Source organism: Nesterenkonia lacusekhoensis, assembly GCF_017876395.1.
Taxonomy (GTDB): Bacteria; Actinomycetota; Actinomycetes; order Actinomycetales; family Micrococcaceae; genus Nesterenkonia; species Nesterenkonia lacusekhoensis.
The window spans coordinates 386,854-402,849 of record NZ_JAGINX010000001.1; the positions used below are offsets into that span (position 1 = coordinate 386,854).

The window sequence follows — 15,996 nt, forward strand, 5'->3', positions numbered from 1 at the left end:
GCTGTCTTTTGCCCCAGCGCGTTTCTCTCGCGCTACAGTGGAGACGACTGGTCTGCGATGGGGCGGACGAACGACGGTGTTCTTCCGCGTGCATTCCCATCCGGGTCAGCTGACAAACCAGTACCCAATGGAGGGAAACGATGGTCAACACCGTTGCAACGGCGCCCGGTGATTCAGCCACGATCGCGGCAGAAGCTCCGACTGACAACCAGAAGCTGCTGGACTTCGTCACGGAGATCGCACAGCTCACCACACCTGATCGCATCCACTGGGTGGACGGTTCTGAGCAGGAATACACGCAGCTCACCGACGAGCTCGTCGAGGCCGGCACGCTCACCCGGCTCACCAGTCCGGACTTCCCGAACTCCTTCGCCGCCTTCTCGGATCCCGCCGATGTGGCCCGGGTGGAGTCCCGTACGTTCATCTGTTCAGAGCAGGAGCGCGACGCCGGCTTCACCAACAACTGGGTGGACCCCTCAGAGATGCGCCAGACGCTCAGCGGGGTCTTCGACGGCGCCATGAGGGGCCGCACCATGTACGTGATCCCCTTCGTCATGGGCCACCTGGAGGCGGAGGATCCCAAGTTCGGTGTGGAGATCACCGACTCCGCCTACGTGGTGGCCAGCATGCGCATCATGGCGCGCATCGGTGCCGATGTCCTGCGCAAGATCGAGGAGCTGGACGCGTTCTTCGTCCCCGCGGTCCACTCGGTCGGCGCTCCGCTGGAGCCCGGACAGGAGGATGTGCCGTGGCCCTGCAATGAGGAGAAGTACATCGTCCACTTCCCGGAGACCCGGGAGATCTGGTCCTACGGATCCGGTTACGGCGGCAACGCTCTGCTGGGCAAGAAGTGCTACGCGCTGCGCATCGCCTCTGCCATGGCACGTGACGAGGGCTGGCTGGCCGAGCACATGGTGATCCTGAAGCTCACCAGCCCCCAGGGCAGGAGCTACCACCTCTCCGCCGCGTTCCCCTCCGCCTGCGGAAAGACCAACCTGGCGCTGATCGATCCCACGCTGGAGGGGTGGAAGGCCGAGACCCTCGGAGATGACATCACCTGGATCCGCCCCGGCAAGGACGGCGAGTTCCGGGCCATCAACCCGGAAGCCGGCTACTTCGGCGTCGCTCCGGGCACCGGCTGGCACACCAACGCCAACGCCATGCGCGCCATCGCTAAGGGCAACAGCATCTTCACCAACTGCGCGCTGACCGACGACGGCGGCGTCTGGTGGGAAGGCATGACAGAGGAGCCTCCGGCGCACCTGACCGACTGGAAGGGCAACAGCTGGACCCCTGACTCTGCGGAGCCTGCGGCCCACCCCAACGCCCGGTTCTGCACCCCCATCGACCAGACCGACATGCTGGCTGACGAGTACTTCGCTCCCGACGGGGTGAAGCTGGATGCCATCCTCTTCGGCGGGCGCCGCAAGACCACCGTTCCGCTGGTGACTCAGGCCCGCGACTGGAACCACGGCATCTTCTACGGCGCCACACTCTCCTCGGAGACCACGGCCGCCGCCGAGGGCGCAGTGGGCACGCTGCGCCGGGATCCGATGGCGATGCTTCCGTTCATCGGCTACGACGCCGGCGACTACCTCAAGCACTGGGTGGAGGTCTCCTCTGAAGCGGATCCGGAGAAGCTTCCGGCGATCTTCCTGGTCAACTGGTTCCGCCGGGGCCGTGACGGCACGATCGCCTGGCCCGGGTTCGCGGAGAACACTCGCGTGCTGAAGTGGATCATCGAGCGTCTGGAAGGAACTGCCGAGGCCGTGGAGACCCCGATCGGCTTCACCCCGACCCCTGATGCCCTGGATGTCGAGGGCCTGGAGATCACGCAGGAGGAGCTCGAGGACGCCATCACGGTCAGGCCCGAGGAGTGGAGGACCGAGCTGGAGGACATCGACGCCTGGTTCTCCCGGTTCGGCGAGTCCCTGCCACAGTCCATCCAGGATGAGCTCGAGGAGCTGCGCAGCCGGGTGGCCTGACGGCGCTCGCCGGAGCTCGTCGGTCGGCGCGCGGCCGAGCCTGCAGCTCAGAACACACAGCACTGGGGCCGTTTCTCCCGGACGGGGAGGGGCGGCCTCAGTGCTGTGTGCGTGCCATCATTGTGAAGCACGTCGCACCGCACGTGCCGCTTCAGCATGCACGCACCAAGGAGACTTCGATGAGTACAGCTCTGGCTGACCTGCTTCCGGAGGAGGCGATCCTGCTCGACTCCGAAGCCTCGGACTGGCAGGAGGCCATCCGTCGCGCCGGGGAGCTGTTGGAACAGACCGGCGTGGCCGATGAGCGCTACACCGCCGCGATGATCGACAGCGTGGTCGAGCACGGTCCCTACATCGTCCTCAGCCCTGGCTTCGCCCTGGCCCACGCTCGCCCGGACAGCTCGGTGGTCCGCACCGGTCTGTCCTGGGTCCGCTTGGCCGAACCGGTGAGCTTCGGGCACCCGGAGAATGATCCGGTGCGGCTGGTGGTCGCCCTGGCCGCCGTCGACGACGCCGCCCACACCAGCGCGATGGCTGAGCTCGCCGGGGTGCTCGCGGATGCGCACCAGCAGGCCCAGCTGGAGGCGGCCAGAACACCTGAGCAGCTGCGCGCCGTGCTGACGGGAGAGCAGGACCACAGCGCCTCGGCCGAGCAGCCGGCGGCCCTCGACCAGCACCTGATCCTCACCGTCTGCGGCAACGGCTTGGGCACCTCTCTGTTTCTGAAGAACACCCTGGAGACGGTGCTGAACACGTGGGGCTGGGACCGTCACGTCACCGTGGAGGCCACGGACACCATCTCCGCCCGCGGCCGTGCCAAAGAGTGTCAGGCGATTCTGACCTCCGGAGAGATCGCCAAGACCCTGGGCGACGTCGGCGTCCCCGTCCGTGTGATCACCAACTTCACCAGCACCACTGAGCTCGACGCCGCCCTGCGCGAGCTCTACGAGATCTGAGGAGAGCACCATGGAGTGGCTCATCGTCATCGCAGAATTCCTGGTCAACGAGATCCTGTCCGTTCCCGCCTTCCTCATCGGCATCATCGTCGCCGTGGGGCTGATCGCACTGCGCCGCTCTGCAGGCCAGGTGATCGGCGGGGCGGTGAAGGCCACTCTGGGCTTTCTGCTGATCGGGGCCGGCGCCGACTTGGTGGTCGCCTCCTTGGATCCGCTGGGGGTGATGATCCAGGGCGCCACCGGGGCTCAGGGCGTGATCCCCACCAATGAGGCGATCGTGGGCATCGCCCAGGAGCAGTACGGTGCCCAGGTGGCCTGGCTGATGATCCTGGGCTTCGCGCTGAGCCTGGTGTTGGCCCGGTTCACCCCGCTGAGCTATGTGTTCCTGACCGGCCACCACATCCTGTTCATGGCCACACTGCTGACCATCGTGCTGGCCACTGCGGGCTACTCGGGCTCGGTGACCGTCCTGGTGGGCGGCGCGCTGCTGGCCATCCTCATGGTCTCCCTGCCGGCCTTCGCTCACCCCTGGACCCGGCGGATCACAGGAGACGACAGCATCGCCATCGGTCACTTCGGCACCGCCGGCTACGTGGCCGCCGGCGCCGTCGGGCGTCTGACCGGTGGCAGGCGCAGCCGATCCACGGAGGACCTGAAGCTGCCTGAGGGTCTGCGCTTCCTGCGCGACTCCATGGTGGCCACCGCCCTGTCCATGGTTCTGATGTACGTGGTCGTGTCCCTGGTCTTCTTCGCCCGCGAGGGGGAGACGGCCTATGAGGCTTTCGACGGCGGCGCCACCGGTTCGGGCAACTTCGTCATGCAGTCGGTGACACAGGGCCTGCAGTTCGGCATCGCCGTGGCCGTGATCCTCTTCGGCGTGCGCACCATCCTGGGCGAGATCTTGCCGGCGTTCCAAGGAATCGCCGCCAAGATCGTCCCCGGCGCGACTCCGGCCCTGGACGCGCCGATCGTCTTCCCCTACGCCCAGAACGCTGTGCTGATCGGTTTCCTCACCAGCTTCTCCGGCGGGCTCATCGGCCTGGCCGTGCTCTCGCTGTGGCTGAATCCGGCCCTGGGTCTGGCACTGATCCTGCCGGGCCTGGTCCCGCACTTCTTCACCGGCGGTGCGGCCGGTGTCTACGGCAATGCCACCGGCGGACGCATCGGTGCGGCGGCCGGCGGCTTCGTCAACGGCCTGCTGATCACCTTCCTGCCGGCGGTGCTGCTGCTGGTGCTGGGCGACTTCGGCACGGCCAACACCACCTTCGGGGACACCGACTTCGGGTGGTTCGGCGTGCTGATCGGCTACGGCGCGGGGATCGGCTCAGTGGGCGGACTGATCGTCGTCGCTCTGCTCGGAGCGCTGATCCTGACCTCAGCGATCCTGGTCCAGCTGCGCGTGGTCAGAGGCGGGTGGGACCCCTCACCGCACCGGGAGTTCCCGGCACCGACCGCTGACGGCGCCGCTGAGGGCCAGGAGGGCGCCCCGGCAGGCAGCTCCGCGGGGACCGCGGGTTCCTATCCGAAGATCATTCCGCCGCGCGGTGCCCCGACGCCGCCCCCACCGCCGCAATGAGCCGAGCGGGCCAGGCACTCAGCTGCCCAGACGCATATGCAGCTCATCTGCCCACTGGGTGCTCGGGCTCCTGGCCGTCGAGTACGTCGAGTACGGCCTGAGCGGCCGAGAGGCCTGCTCGGCGTCGAGCTTCGGCGGTCTGCCCGGCCAGATGTGAGGTGATGATGACGTTGTCCAGGCCGCGCAGCGGACTGTCCTGGGGCAGCGGCTCGGCCTCCAGCACATCCAGGGCGGCGGAGGAGAGAACCCCGCTGCGCAGGGCTGCGGCCAGGGCCTGTTCGTCTACCAGGGACCCACGGGCGGTGTTGATGAGCATGGCGGTGGGCTGCATCAGAGCCAAGCGTCCGGCGTCGAGGAGGGGGCCCGCACCGATCTGAGCCTGAGTGTGCAGCGTGAGCACATCGGCAGTGCGCAGGTTCTCTTCCAGCCCGACGAAGGCCGCCGCGGCCGACGGGTCAGGATGGGCTGTGGTCACCTGGACGTGCATACCTAAGGCCGCGCCCAACTGGGTCACCGCACGTCCGCTGGGTCCATAGCCGATGACTCCGAGCCGTCTGCCGCGCAGCTCCTGGCCCGCGTCCCGAGGCCAGCTTCCCCCGCGCACCGCCGCAGAGACTTGGGGGATCTGCCGGACGGAGGCGAGCATCAGCCCCAGCGTCAGCTCAGCCACCGAATGGTGGTTGGTCCCCGGGGCGTTGCAGACCTGGACGCCCCGGGCGGACGCGGCTGAGACATCGATGGAGTCATAGCCGACTCCGCTGCGGGCCAGGACCTTCAGCCGATCCGCCCGTTCGAGCATCTCCGAGGTGATCGGCTCACTGGCGAGGATCGCGGCGTCGACGTCCTGCAGCAGCAGTGCCTGCTCCTGGGCCGGACGCGGACCGGTGTGGGGCAGGTGGACGGTGTGGTGGCCGTGCCGGCGCAGCAGACGGTCGACGTCGTCGTCGGGCTTCAGGTAGTCGGTGGTGATCAGTACCCGCGCCACGCCAGCCGCTCACCAGCCTTCCGGAGTGACGGTCAGCTCGATGCCCCACAGCAGGGGCAGCAGCGTGAAGGTAGCCAGTACGATCAGCAGCAGCGTGGTCACGTTCAGCCAGAACCCGATCCTGATCATGTCCATGATGGTGATCTTGCCGGTGCCGAAGATGATGGCGTTCGGCGGAGTCCCCACCGGCAGCATGAACGCGCAGTTCGCGGCCATGGCCGCCGGGACCATCAGCGCCAAGGGGTGGACGCCCAGGGCCAGGCCCAGGGCCGCCATGACCGGAAGGATCATCGTGCCGGTGGCGGTGTTGGAGGTGATCTCGGTCAAGAAGAGCACCAGGGCCGCGGCCACCAGCACAGTGATGATGAAGTTGACGTTCTCCAGCACCAGCAGCTGTTCGCCGATCCAGTCGGAGAGCCCGGTCTCGGTGAACCCGCCGGCCACGGCCAGGCCTCCGCCGAAGAGCAGCAGCACGCCCCAGGGGACCTTCTTGGTGTCATCCCACTCCAGGATCCGCGGCTGCTCGGCGCTGCGGCTGGGCAGGGCGAAGAGCACGACGGCGGCGGTCACCGCGATCAGCCCGTCGGAGATGCCGGGGATCAGGTCGTCCCAGATGAACCCGCGGGTGACCCAGAAGAAGGCGGCACCGACGAAGACCGTCAGCACGGCCTTCTCCTCCGTGGCCAGGCTGCCCAGTCCCTCCTTCTCGTCGCGGATGACGTCACGGCCTCCGGGCAGCGTCTTGAACCGGAACTTAAACTTCACGAAGGTCAGGTAGAACCAGCAGAAGGCCAACAGCAGGACCACCATGGGTACACCGAAGAGCATCCACTGGGCGAAGGTGATGGTCTCGCCGAAGGTCTCCCGCACCACCCCGGAGAGGAAGGCCAGCGGCGGGGTTCCGATCAGGGTGCCCAGACCGCCGATCGTGGCGGCATAGCCGACGCCGAAGATCAGGCACTTCTCGAACTTGGGGACTTCGCTCTCATGTTCGCCGCCCTTCATCACCTGGGCGGCCTGGTAGGTCACGGCCAGGGCCACAGGGATCATCATCATGGCGGCGGCGGTGTTGGTCACCCACATGGACAGGAAGGCCACGGCCACCATGAAGCCCAGCACGATGCGCCGCGGGCTGGTGCCGATCATCAGCACGATGGTCAGGGCGATGCGCTGGTGCAGGTTCCATTTCTCCATGGCGATGGCCAGGGCGAAGCCGCCCAGGAAGAGGAAGACGATGTCATCGCCGTAGGAGGAGGCCACATCGTCGCCCGGCATCGCATTGGTCAGCGGCAGCAGGATCAGCGGAAGCAGCGAGGTGGCTGGGATGGGGATGGCCTCGGTGACCCACCAGGTGCCGATCCACAGGGTGCTGGCCAGCACGGCCACACCCTCGGAGGAGAGGCCCTCTGGGCGGAGGAAGAGCATCGTGAGCAGGAACAGCGTGGGCCCCAGGATGAGCCCGACGAGCCGTGCTCGGGTATAGCCGCCCGGGGGACCGCTCCTGGGACGAACTGAGGGTTCGGGCTCCTGATGGTCCGGCCGGTGGGCCGAGGCGCTGGAGCGCTGGCCCGGGCTGCCGGCGTCGGCGTGCTGGCGGTGCCGTTCGGGCTCCTTCTCCACGGAGAAGGTCAGCAACCGTTTGATCTGGTGGTGGGACCTCCAGAGCTCATCCCAGATCCGGCGCGCAGGATGTGGATACGCCGTCATAAGAAGTCTTCCTCACAGTCGTCATTGAGCGGTGGGGTTCGTTCGCACAGACACTACACACTAGTAGTCTGTGTTTCATGTCACTGACCCGAACCTCCTCCTCAGCACTGCGCGTCGCCGTCATCCCGGATTCCTTCAAAGGCAGTGCGACCGCGGGTGCGGTGGCCCGCGCCATGGCCGAGGGGGTGGAGCGAGCCTGCGCCTCCGCCAGGGTATCGGCCCGGAGCGCAGTCGTGCCCTTCGCCGACGGCGGTGAGGGGACGTTGGACGCGATCTGCAGCGCGTGGGGGATCGAGCCTCAGCGGGTGGCTGTGACTGATGCGCTGGGTCGTCCTGCGGAGGGCCGTTACGCGGTCCACACAGTGGAGGGCAGGACCACAGGCGTGATCGAGGCGGCCGAGGCCAATGGTCTGCCTGCTGTCAGTGACGTGCCGCTGCAGCCTCAGCGTGCCACCACCTATGGCGTGGGCGCTCTGGTCACGGCCGCCCTGGACGCCGGCTGCGAGGAGGTGCTGCTGTGCATCGGCGGATCGGCCACCACCGACGGCGGTGCGGGACTTCTGCAGGCACTGGGCGCACGGCTCCTCGACAGCTCCGGTGCGCAGATCGGGCCCGGAGGAGGGGCGCTCGCCGATCTTTCACATATCGACACAGAGGGCTTGGATCCGCGGGTGCCGGGACTTCGATGGCGGATCGCCTGCGACGTGACCAACCCCCTGCTGGGTCCTGAGGGTGCGGCTGCGGTCTTCGGCCCACAGAAGGGTGCGGACCCACAGGACGTCATAGAGCTCGACGCCGCCCTGGGCCACTTCGCTGATGTCTTGGCCGCCCAGACCGGGCAGGACGTCCGTGAGACCCCCGGCATGGGTGCGGCCGGAGGACTGCCGATGGCACTGGTGAGCCTCTTCGACGCAGAGATCGCCCCAGGTGGCGAACTGGTGGCCGAGGTCCTCGGAGTCCAGCAGGTCGTGGCAGAGGCCGAGATCGTGCTGACCGGTGAAGGCAGGCTGGACTCTCAGTCCCTGGGCGGCAAAGTGGTGGACACGGTGCGGCGCCTGACCCCCGATCAGACTCCGGTGTTCGTGCTGGCCGGATCGGTAGAGATCTCGGCTGCGGAGCTCGACGCCGCGGGGCTGTCGGCGGCACTGTCCATTGCGCGGGGCCCCGAGACTCTGAACCAGCTCTCTGCTGAGGCGGAGACCCGGGTCAGCTGCGCGGCCGAGCAGCTGATCCGGATCTATCTGAGCGGAAGGGCAGCTCACCGACCCTCGGCCTGAGCGCCCATCGCAGAGATCAGCTCATAGACCACATGGGCCGCCGCTATGGCCGTCAGCTGCGCGTGGTCATAGGCGGGGGAGACCTCGACGACGTCGGCGCCGACGATGTTCAGATCCGTGAGGCCGCGGATGATCCTCAGCAGCTCGCGGCTGGTCATGCCCGCGGCCTCCGGGGTGCCGGTTCCGGGGGCATGGGCCGGGTCCAGGACATCGATGTCGATGGAGATGTAGACCGGCTTATCGCCCAGCCGTGCGCGCAGCCGCTCCAGGGCGGCGAGCACACCGTGCTCTTCGATGAAGTCGGTGGTGGTGATCTCGAACCCGAGCGTCTGATCATCCTCCAGGTCGCCCTTGCCGTAGAGCGGTCCGCGGATGCCCAGGTGTGCGCTCGCGGTCAGGTCGATGAACCCGTCCTCGCTGGCCCGGCGGAAGGGGGTGCCGTGGGTGATCGGGGCACCGAAGTAGGTGTCCCAGGTGTCCAGGTGGGCATCGGCGTGCAGCACTGCAATAGGGCCATGCTTCTCGTACATCGCCTTCAGCAGCGGATAGGCCACCGTGTGGTCGCCGCCGATCATCACGAACCGTCCGGCCCTCTCCAGCAGGTCGACCGCCCCCTGATGGACCTGCCGGACGGCCTCATCCAGGTCGAAGGGGTTGGCGACGATGTCGCCGGCGTCGGCGACCTGCTGCACTGCGAAGGGAGAGATGTCCTGCGCCGGGTTGTAGGGGCGCAGGAGCCGGGAGGCCTCACGGACATGACTGGGGCCGAAGCGAGCTCCCGGGCGGTAGCTCACGCCCGAGTCGAAGGGGATACCGGCCACCGCCACATCAGCGGTGCCGACCTCCTCCAGGCTCGGCAGCAGGGCGTAGTTGGCCCGTCCGGCGAAGCGCGGGGTGGCGCTGCTGTCGCGGGGGCCGATGGGTTGAGTCATATCGATGAACCTAGGTGCTGGGCGCGGTCTGAGCAATACCTGATGCGATGTGACACGCGCCTTCTTCCCTCGCTCGACTTAGGTTAGGCTCACCCCGATACTTCTGATTCATGTCATGTAATGGAGGATGATCCATGAGCGCATTGCGGGACCGCCGAGCCCCCACTGTCCGAATCTTCGCCGCGGCCGCAGCTGGAGCAGTGTTGCTCTCGGCCTGCGGCGAAGGTGAGGCCGCAGGACCGGAGGCCGCCGGCGACGGCGACTTCGAGGCCACCACCATCGAGCACGCCCTCGGCGAGGCCGTCATCGAGGAGCAGCCGGAACGCGTGGTCACCCTGGGCCAGGGATCGGCCGAGACCGCCATCGCCCTGGGTGTGGTCCCGGTGGGCATGGAGGAGTACGAGTGGGGCGCCGATGAGACCGGGCACCTGCCCTGGATCCATGAGGAGGTCACGGAGCAGGGGGAGGAGCTGCCGGAGCTCTTCACCGGAGGCACCGAGATCGATGTCGAGGCCATCCTGGAGCTCGAGCCCGATGTCATCCTCGCCCCCTGGTCCGGCATCACGCAGGAGCAGTACGACGTCCTCTCGGACATCGCGCCCACTGTGGCCTACCCGGAGCTGCCCTGGACCATCACCTGGGAGGAGCAGATCCACACAGTCTCCGAGGCTCTGGGGTATGAGGAGCGGGCCGATGAGCTCATCGCTGACATCGAGCAGCAGTTCGACGACGCCGCCCAGCCCGAGTGGGAGGAGCACACCTTCTCCTTCGTCTATAACGACGGTCCCGGCACCCTCGGCGTCTTCTTCGAGGACGAACAGCGCGTGGCCATGGTCCGCAAGCTCGGCCTGACGGTGGACCCGGTGGTGGATGAGATGGGCGAGTACGAGGTCGAGGGCACCGATTCGGCCATGATCGGCCTGGAGAACGCCGACATGCTCGAAGACTCCGATCTGATCTTCACCTGGTACTCCGATGACGAGAACCGTGAGGAGATCGAGGCTCAGGATCTCTACTCCTCCATCCCCGCCATCGAGGACGGAGCGGTGGTCGCCCCACAGGACAATTCCCTGGTCACCGCGTCCTCGATCATCACCCCGCTCACGGTGCCGTGGGTGATCGAACGCTACGAGCCGCTCGTCGAAGAGGCCGTTGAGAACATCGACTAGAGCTCTCGCCCTGTCCGGGGCGGCGGTGCTGCTGCTGATCGTGGCAGCCCTCAGCCTCACCCTGGGCAACCGCGAGACGGAGCCCGAGCGCATGCTGGCAGTCCTGATGGGGGAGGGCGACCAGTTCATGGAGCAGGTCCTGGCCGCCCGCTGGCCGCGCACCGTCATGGGTGCCGCGGTCGGGGCGGCTCTGGCCGTCTCCGGAATACTCATCCAATCGGTGATGCGCAATCCCCTGGGGGAGCCGGGCCTGTTGGGCGTGACCATGGGAGCCTCGGCGTCGGTGGTGACCGCTTCCGCCGTCTTCGGCGCAGCCGGTGGCTTCGCCGTCGTCGGGGCGGCCATGCCCGGAGCCGTGTTGGCCGTGACGGCGGTGTATCTGCTGGGCAGCCGCTCCGGCAGCAGGTCAGTGATTCCGCTGATCCTGGCCGGAGCAGTGGTCTCGGCCGTGCTGGGAGCCTATGTCCAAGCGATGATCCTCGCTCGTCCCGAGGTCTTCGACTCCTACCGACACTGGGTGGTCGGCTCACTCGCCGGGGCCCGATTCGAGACTCTGTGGGCGGTGCTGCCGGCTCTGCTGCTCGGGCTGCTGCTGGCCCTGGCCTCCGTGGGTGGGCTCAACGCTCTCGCCCTGGGGGAGGATCTGGCGGCAGGGCTCGGAGTGAAGGTCCGCAGGCTCAGGCTCATGGCTCTGGCGGCCGCCACTCTGCTGGCGGCCGCGGCCACCGCCGCCGTCGGGCCCATCGCCTTCGTCGGGCTGGCCGTCCCGCATCTGGTCCGTGCTCTGGTGGGAAGCGATCACCGTTGGCAGCTTCCCCTGGCGCTGATCCTGGGCGCTGCCCTGCTGCTGGTCGCAGACGTGGCCGCCCGGATCGTGGCCCGTCCGGAGGAGCTGATGGTGGGAGTGGTCACCGCCTTCGTGGGAGCGCCCTTCCTGCTGGCGGCCGTGCGAAAGGGGAAGGTCCGCGGATGAGCACGCTGGACACGACAGCTGTAGGCACGACAGCTGCAGGTACGACCACCACAGAGGCCACCGCAGAGAGGCCCATCCATGGTGCACGCGTCTTCCGCTGGGGAGAGCGCGTCCGGCTGCCCTGGCGGGTCCGGAGCGGCTGGGTGCTGGCCGGGCTGACCGCCCTGATCGTCGGTCTGGGGTTGGCCACATTGGCCTGGGGACCCATGGGCGCCGGGCCGCGGGACCTTCTGGCAGCGCTGCGAGGCGAGGCTGAGGCCACCACGCTCTTCGTCCTGGAGCGGCTGCGGGGCCCACGGGTGCTCGCCGCCGTCGGAGCCGGCGTCGCGCTCGGTCTGGCCGGAGCTCTGTTCCAATGCGTGACGCGCAATCCTCTGGGCAGCCCGGACGTCATCGGGCTGGGTGCCGGAGCCGGGGCCGGCGTCGCGGTGAGCACTCTGCTGTGGCCCGGGATGGTGCCGGCCCCCGTGGGGGCGGTGCTGGGCGCTGGGCTGGCCGTGGCGGTGGTGTGGTGGTCCACCGGGATGGGTTTCGCCTCGCCCGCCCGGGTGATCATCACCGGCATCGGAGTCTTCGCCATGGCCACAGCGGTCACCCACTATGTGGTGGCGGTGGCGCTGCGCGACTCCGCCCATGATCTGGCCGCCTACCTGGTGGGATCGTTGGGCACTCGGAACATGGGGCACGTGCTGATCATCGCCGTCTCCCTGGCCGTGCTGATCCCGCTGGTCTTCCTGATCAGCCGTCGCCTGCTGCTGATGGACCTGGGCGACGAACTCGCCCAGTCCCTGGGTGCACGGGCGACGGCGACCCGCACCTGGGCCATCCTGCTGGCAGTCCTGCTGGCGGCGGCTGCGGTCTCCGTGGCCGGGCCGGTGGCCTTCGTCGCGCTGACCGCACCGCATATCGCCCGGAAGCTGACCCGCGCTCCGGGTCCCAACCTGACGGTCTCGGCAGCCGTGGGCGCCTTCATCCTGGTCAGCGCGGACCTGCTGGTCCAACAGATGCCAGGCCTGGACGGACTGCCGGTGGGGATCGTCACCGCCGGCGCCGGCGGGCTCTACCTGGGATATCTGCTCCTGCTGGAGTTCCGCAGGACCTCGGGCCAGACCTGAGAAGGCGCAGCCTGAAGCCCCTCAGCTCTGGCGGATGATGGAGAGCACCTCATCGCGGATCTGCTCCATGGTCTGCTGATCGTGGGCCTCACCGTTGAACCGCAGGAAGGGCTCAGTGTTGGAAGGCCGCAGGTTGAACCACCAGGTGCCCTCGGCATCAGAGATGGTCAGCCCGTCCATGCGGGAGACGGTCACCTCACGCTCAGCGAAGGCCGCCTCCACCCGCGACGCCGCGCCTTCCTTGTCCTCGACCTCAGAGTTGATCTCCCCGGAGGCGAAGTAGGGGTCGTACTCGGCCGCCAGTTCGGAGAGCGGCTGGTCCTGGCCACCCAACGCGGCCAGCACGTGCATGGCGGCGAGCATGCCGGTGTCTGCGTTGAAGAAGTCCCGGAAGTAGTAGTGGGCCGAGTGCTCCCCGCCGAAGACGGCCGCCTCCTGTGCCATGACCGCCTTGATGAAGGAATGACCCACCCGGGTCTCCACCGCGCGGCCGGCCTCCCGCTCCACCGTCTCCGGCACAGCCTTGGAGGTGATCAGGTTGTGGATGACCACCGGAGTCTCCTCGCCCTCGGCACGTGCCCGGGCGATCTCACGCTTGGCCACCAGGGCGGTCACCGCGGAGGGGGTGACTGGCTCGCCGCGCTCGTCGATGACGAAGCAGCGGTCGGCGTCACCGTCGAAGGCCAGGCCGATGTCAGCGCCGTGCTCCGTCACCGCGGCCTGCAGGTCGCGCAGGTTCTCGGCTTCCAGCGGGTTGGCCGGGTGGTTGGGGAAGGTGCCGTCCAGCTCGAAGTACAGGGGCACGATCTCCAGGGGGAGGGCGTCCAAGGTGTCATCGCCGAGCACGGCGGGAGTGGTCAGCCCGGACATGCCGTTGGCCGCATCCACCACCACCTTCAGCGGGCGGATGCCGGAGAGGTCCACCAGGGAGCGCAGGTACTCGGCGTAGGGGGTGAGCATATCGGCTGCATCGACGCGGCCGGTGGTCCCTGCCTGGGGGAGCGCGCCCGCATCGGTGGCCTGGCCGGCGTCGAGCAGCGCCTGGGCGGCGTCGCGGATCTCCATCAGACCGCTGTCGGCCGAGAGCGGCACAGCGCCGGCCTTGGACATCTTCATCCCGTTGTACTCGGCCGGGTTGTGGCTGGCGGTGAAGACCACCCCGGGGGCCTGCAGGGTGCCGGAGGCGAAGTAGAGCAGGTCGGTGGAGATCAGGCCCAGCTGGGTGACATGGGCGCCTCGTGCCGTGGCCCCCTCGGTGAAGGCCTCGGAGAACTCGCTGGAGGAGGGGCGCATGTCCCCTCCGACCAGGACCTGCTGGCCGGACAGGCCCAGCACGTCGACGAAGGCCGCCCCGACGGCGCGCACAGATTCGGCAGTGATGGTCTCGCCCACGAGTCCGCGGACGTCATAGGCCTTGAAGGATGCAGACAGATCGATGCTCACGGCATTCATCGTACGGGAACAGGGGCCGCTGGACCGCGCGCTGAGCGCAAGAAACTCCTAGACTGGGTTCATGGAAATACTGGTGATGCTCCTCTTCGGTGTCCTGCTGTTCTTCGGGCTGCGCAGGCTGATGCGCGGTCAGGCCTCGAAGATGAACAGCCGGATCGAAGAGAGCGTGACTCCGGAGAACGCCCGGATCGCGGCCCTGCAGCTCGATGATGAGCAGCACCGCGAGGTCTATCGCGCCATCGCGGCCGAGGACGGCCGCCGCGCCCTGACGCTCTACCGTCAGTACAGCGGCGCCTCCATCCAGGACTGCATCATCGCCGTGCAGGCTCTGCACACCTACCCCCAGCCGCTGCCTTCTGAGATCCGGCTGGAGGAGGAGCTCGGCGGGGGCGACGCCGTCTCAGCGGCCGACAGCGCCTCCGGAACCTCCGCAGATCCCCGGGATGAGGACCTCTCCTGGCAGGGGCGCGAGGACTCTGAGGAGTCTGAGCGCGGGGCGCGTGCCGATTCCAGCGAGCACAGCGCGCCCGAGGCTGAGGACGAGGGCGAGTCGGTGGAGGACATGATCGACGGCGTGCGCGACGACGTCGGCGAGGATCAGAGCGGGTTGGTCGCTGAAGCTGATCCCAACACCGGCGAGATCCTCGGCGGGAACCGCGGCGACGTTCCGGACATCCCTGGCGGCGAGGAGCCGCGCGAGAAGCGTTCCGAACCGGCGGAGGACGTCGATGAGCAGGCCCGCAAACTCATGGCCGAATCGGGCTTCGACCCCGATGAGGAGCTGACCATCCCGGAGGAATGGGCCCGAGAGGATGACGAGATGGCCGGCTTCCACCTGGAGGTCCAGCGCGGCGGAGAGACCATCACCCTCTCTCATGAGGACTTGGAGCCTTGGGTCCACGACCAGCTCTACGCGCTGCTGCGCGATGACCACGTGACCGAGGCGGCCCAGTTGCTGGCGGAGCACTCACCGCTGACCCCCGAAGAGGCCCATAAGTTCCTGGTGGTCTTCAAGAACGAGGGCTGAACCGCCACTCGCCCTCCTCTTTGGTGTAGATCAATCGGGTGTCGCGGCGGTCCGGAGATCCCTGCCAGAACTCCACCCGTGTGGGTTGGACCCACCAGAGCGTCCAATCATCCGGGTCGATCTCAGCCTGAGCTTCAGGCGCACGGGCGCGGAGGTCCTTGAGGCTCTCCTCCGGTGAAGCCGACACGGCGGACCCGCGGATGCGCACCGAACGGATCTGGGGCTGCCACCAGAAGGTCAGAGCGGCGAGCTGGTTGGCGGCCAGCTGTCCGCCTTTGCGCGAGGAGTCCGTGGTGGCGAACGCCCAGCCGCGTTCGTCGACGTCCTTGAGGATGAGCATCCGAGTGTCCGGGACGCCGGCGGCATCCACAGTGCTCAGAGACATGACGTGCGGCTCAGGGACACCGGCAGCCTCTGCCTCATCCAGCCAGGTCAGAAATGCGCTCACCGGCTCATCGGGGAAGGACGCCGGGTCCACAGGCTCTTTGGTGCCGGTCAACGAAGGCATCCTCCGAAGCCGAGCGCGGGTGCTCTCAGTCATGAACCCTCCTGGGGAGTGTGCGCTGTGCAGACCAGGGTCTGCTGCGACTGCTTCAACCACTTCGATTCTGGCCGCTGGCGGGGTCCTGAGTCCATGGGGTGAGGAAGGCATCTTCCGCCGGACGCGGTGAGGGCCCCGAACCGACTGGTTCGGGGCCCTCACTGCGTGGATCGGCGGAGCGTGTGGGATTCGAACCCACGGTGCAGGGTCGCTGCACAACAGTTTTCAAGACTGTCACCTTCGGCCGCTCGGACAACGCTCCTGGATGAAATTTTTGAGCCCTACGACGGTATCGTGAAAA

13 protein-coding genes and 1 tRNA gene are annotated in these 15,996 nt (G+C 67.7%); 8 read left to right on the forward strand and 6 right to left on the reverse strand.

The genetic code is table 11. The features are described 5' to 3' along the window. Nucleotides 1-140 precede the first annotated feature (140 nt). The 3 genes from JOF45_RS01830 (at nucleotide 141) to JOF45_RS01840 (ending at nucleotide 4,517) form a co-directional block, all read left to right on the forward strand. The gene (locus tag JOF45_RS01830) at nucleotides 141-1,985 is read left to right on the forward strand and encodes a phosphoenolpyruvate carboxykinase (GTP) (RefSeq protein WP_210047518.1); all 1,845 of its coding nucleotides are present in this window, start codon (nucleotides 141-143) and stop codon (nucleotides 1,983-1,985) included. A gap of 179 nt (nucleotides 1,986-2,164) precedes the next feature. Next, nucleotides 2,165-2,941 (forward strand): PTS sugar transporter subunit IIAB, encoded by a 777-nt coding sequence (locus tag JOF45_RS01835; RefSeq protein ID WP_210047519.1) that lies wholly within the window; start codon nucleotides 2,165-2,167, stop codon nucleotides 2,939-2,941. Nucleotides 2,942-2,951: 10 nt separating this feature from the next. Beyond that, nucleotides 2,952-4,517 carry a PTS ascorbate transporter subunit IIC gene (locus JOF45_RS01840; RefSeq protein ID WP_210047520.1) on the forward strand — a complete coding sequence of 522 codons (1,566 nt, stop codon included), beginning with the start codon at nucleotides 2,952-2,954 and terminating at the stop codon, nucleotides 4,515-4,517. Nucleotides 4,518-4,560: 43 nt separating this feature from the next. Here the strand turns inward: JOF45_RS01840 and JOF45_RS01845 are convergent, their stop codons facing one another. Together JOF45_RS01845 and JOF45_RS01850 are read right to left on the reverse strand one after the other, a co-directional pair. Then, nucleotides 4,561-5,502 carry a phosphoglycerate dehydrogenase gene (locus tag JOF45_RS01845; protein ID WP_210047521.1) on the reverse strand — a complete coding sequence of 314 codons (942 nt, stop codon included), beginning with the start codon at nucleotides 5,500-5,502 and terminating at the stop codon, nucleotides 4,561-4,563. A gap of 9 nt (nucleotides 5,503-5,511) precedes the next feature. After that, nucleotides 5,512-7,209, reverse strand: coding sequence for an SLC13 family permease (locus JOF45_RS01850; RefSeq protein ID WP_210047522.1), 1,698 nt, complete (start codon nucleotides 7,207-7,209; stop codon nucleotides 5,512-5,514). 77 nt (nucleotides 7,210-7,286) lie between these two features. Here JOF45_RS01850 and JOF45_RS01855 point away from each other — a divergent pair, with 77 nt between their 5' ends. After that, on the forward strand, nucleotides 7,287-8,486 hold the full coding sequence (locus JOF45_RS01855) for a glycerate kinase (RefSeq protein WP_210047523.1): 1,200 nt from the start codon (nucleotides 7,287-7,289) through the stop codon (nucleotides 8,484-8,486). Here the strand turns inward: JOF45_RS01855 and speB are convergent. Next, nucleotides 8,468-9,418: an agmatinase gene (speB, locus tag JOF45_RS01860; protein ID WP_210047524.1), complete on the reverse strand. Its 951-nt coding sequence runs from the start codon at nucleotides 9,416-9,418 to the stop codon at nucleotides 8,468-8,470. The two genes, JOF45_RS01855 and speB, sit on opposite strands and share 19 nt — an antisense overlap. Before the next feature lie 134 nt (nucleotides 9,419-9,552). On the opposite strand from speB, the gene JOF45_RS01865 reads away from it, so the two are divergent. Genes JOF45_RS01865 through JOF45_RS01875 form a run of 3 tightly spaced genes read left to right on the forward strand, consistent with a single transcriptional unit; the run spans nucleotide 9,553 to nucleotide 12,675 of the window. Next, nucleotides 9,553-10,587 carry an iron-siderophore ABC transporter substrate-binding protein gene (locus JOF45_RS01865; RefSeq protein WP_210047525.1) on the forward strand — a complete coding sequence of 345 codons (1,035 nt, stop codon included), beginning with the start codon at nucleotides 9,553-9,555 and terminating at the stop codon, nucleotides 10,585-10,587. After that, nucleotides 10,571-11,560, forward strand: coding sequence for a FecCD family ABC transporter permease (locus JOF45_RS01870; RefSeq protein ID WP_210047526.1), 990 nt, complete (start codon nucleotides 10,571-10,573; stop codon nucleotides 11,558-11,560). The genes JOF45_RS01865 and JOF45_RS01870 overlap by 17 nt, the downstream gene beginning before the upstream one ends. Next, nucleotides 11,557-12,675 (forward strand): FecCD family ABC transporter permease, encoded by a 1,119-nt coding sequence (locus tag JOF45_RS01875; protein WP_210047527.1) that lies wholly within the window; start codon nucleotides 11,557-11,559, stop codon nucleotides 12,673-12,675. The genes JOF45_RS01870 and JOF45_RS01875 overlap by 4 nt, the downstream gene beginning before the upstream one ends. A 21-nt stretch (nucleotides 12,676-12,696) precedes the next feature. On the opposite strand, the gene JOF45_RS01880 is transcribed toward JOF45_RS01875, so the two are convergent. Then, complete coding sequence (locus tag JOF45_RS01880) at nucleotides 12,697-14,127, reverse strand: phosphomannomutase/phosphoglucomutase (protein ID WP_210047528.1); 1,431 nt, start codon at nucleotides 14,125-14,127, stop codon at nucleotides 12,697-12,699. Nucleotides 14,128-14,188: 61 nt separating this feature from the next. On the opposite strand from JOF45_RS01880, the gene JOF45_RS01885 reads away from it, so the two are divergent. Beyond that, nucleotides 14,189-15,154, forward strand: coding sequence for an ICP22 family protein (locus tag JOF45_RS01885; protein WP_210047529.1), 966 nt, complete (start codon nucleotides 14,189-14,191; stop codon nucleotides 15,152-15,154). Here the strand turns inward: JOF45_RS01885 and JOF45_RS01890 are convergent. Continuing rightward, nucleotides 15,138-15,695, reverse strand: a complete 558-nt coding sequence (locus JOF45_RS01890) for a pyridoxine/pyridoxamine 5'-phosphate oxidase (protein WP_210047530.1) — start codon at nucleotides 15,693-15,695, stop codon at nucleotides 15,138-15,140. The genes JOF45_RS01885 and JOF45_RS01890 overlap by 17 nt on opposite strands. A 174-nt stretch (nucleotides 15,696-15,869) precedes the next feature. Then, nucleotides 15,870-15,957, reverse strand: a tRNA-Ser gene (locus JOF45_RS01895). Nucleotides 15,958-15,996: the final 39 nt, after the last annotated feature.

Excerpts from the sequence above, each read along its gene's own strand:
- JOF45_RS01880 (WP_210047528.1), bottom strand. The coding sequence starts at position 14,127 with ATGAATGCCGTGAGCATCGATCTGTCTGCATCCTTCAAGGCCTATGAC.
- JOF45_RS01830 (WP_210047518.1), top strand. The coding sequence starts at position 141 with ATGGTCAACACCGTTGCAACGGCGCCCGGTGATTCAGCCACGATCGCG.
- JOF45_RS01840 (WP_210047520.1), top strand. The coding sequence starts at position 2,952 with ATGGAGTGGCTCATCGTCATCGCAGAATTCCTGGTCAACGAGATCCTG.
- speB (WP_210047524.1), bottom strand. The coding sequence starts at position 9,418 with ATGACTCAACCCATCGGCCCCCGCGACAGCAGCGCCACCCCGCGCTTC.
- JOF45_RS01855 (WP_210047523.1), top strand. The coding sequence starts at position 7,287 with ATGTCACTGACCCGAACCTCCTCCTCAGCACTGCGCGTCGCCGTCATC.
- JOF45_RS01890 (WP_210047530.1), bottom strand. The coding sequence starts at position 15,695 with ATGACTGAGAGCACCCGCGCTCGGCTTCGGAGGATGCCTTCGTTGACC.
- JOF45_RS01865 (WP_210047525.1), top strand. The coding sequence starts at position 9,553 with ATGAGCGCATTGCGGGACCGCCGAGCCCCCACTGTCCGAATCTTCGCC.
- JOF45_RS01875 (WP_210047527.1), top strand. The coding sequence starts at position 11,557 with ATGAGCACGCTGGACACGACAGCTGTAGGCACGACAGCTGCAGGTACG.
- JOF45_RS01885 (WP_210047529.1), top strand. The coding sequence starts at position 14,189 with ATGGAAATACTGGTGATGCTCCTCTTCGGTGTCCTGCTGTTCTTCGGG.
- JOF45_RS01835 (WP_210047519.1), top strand. The coding sequence starts at position 2,165 with ATGAGTACAGCTCTGGCTGACCTGCTTCCGGAGGAGGCGATCCTGCTC.
- JOF45_RS01850 (WP_210047522.1), bottom strand. The coding sequence starts at position 7,209 with ATGACGGCGTATCCACATCCTGCGCGCCGGATCTGGGATGAGCTCTGG.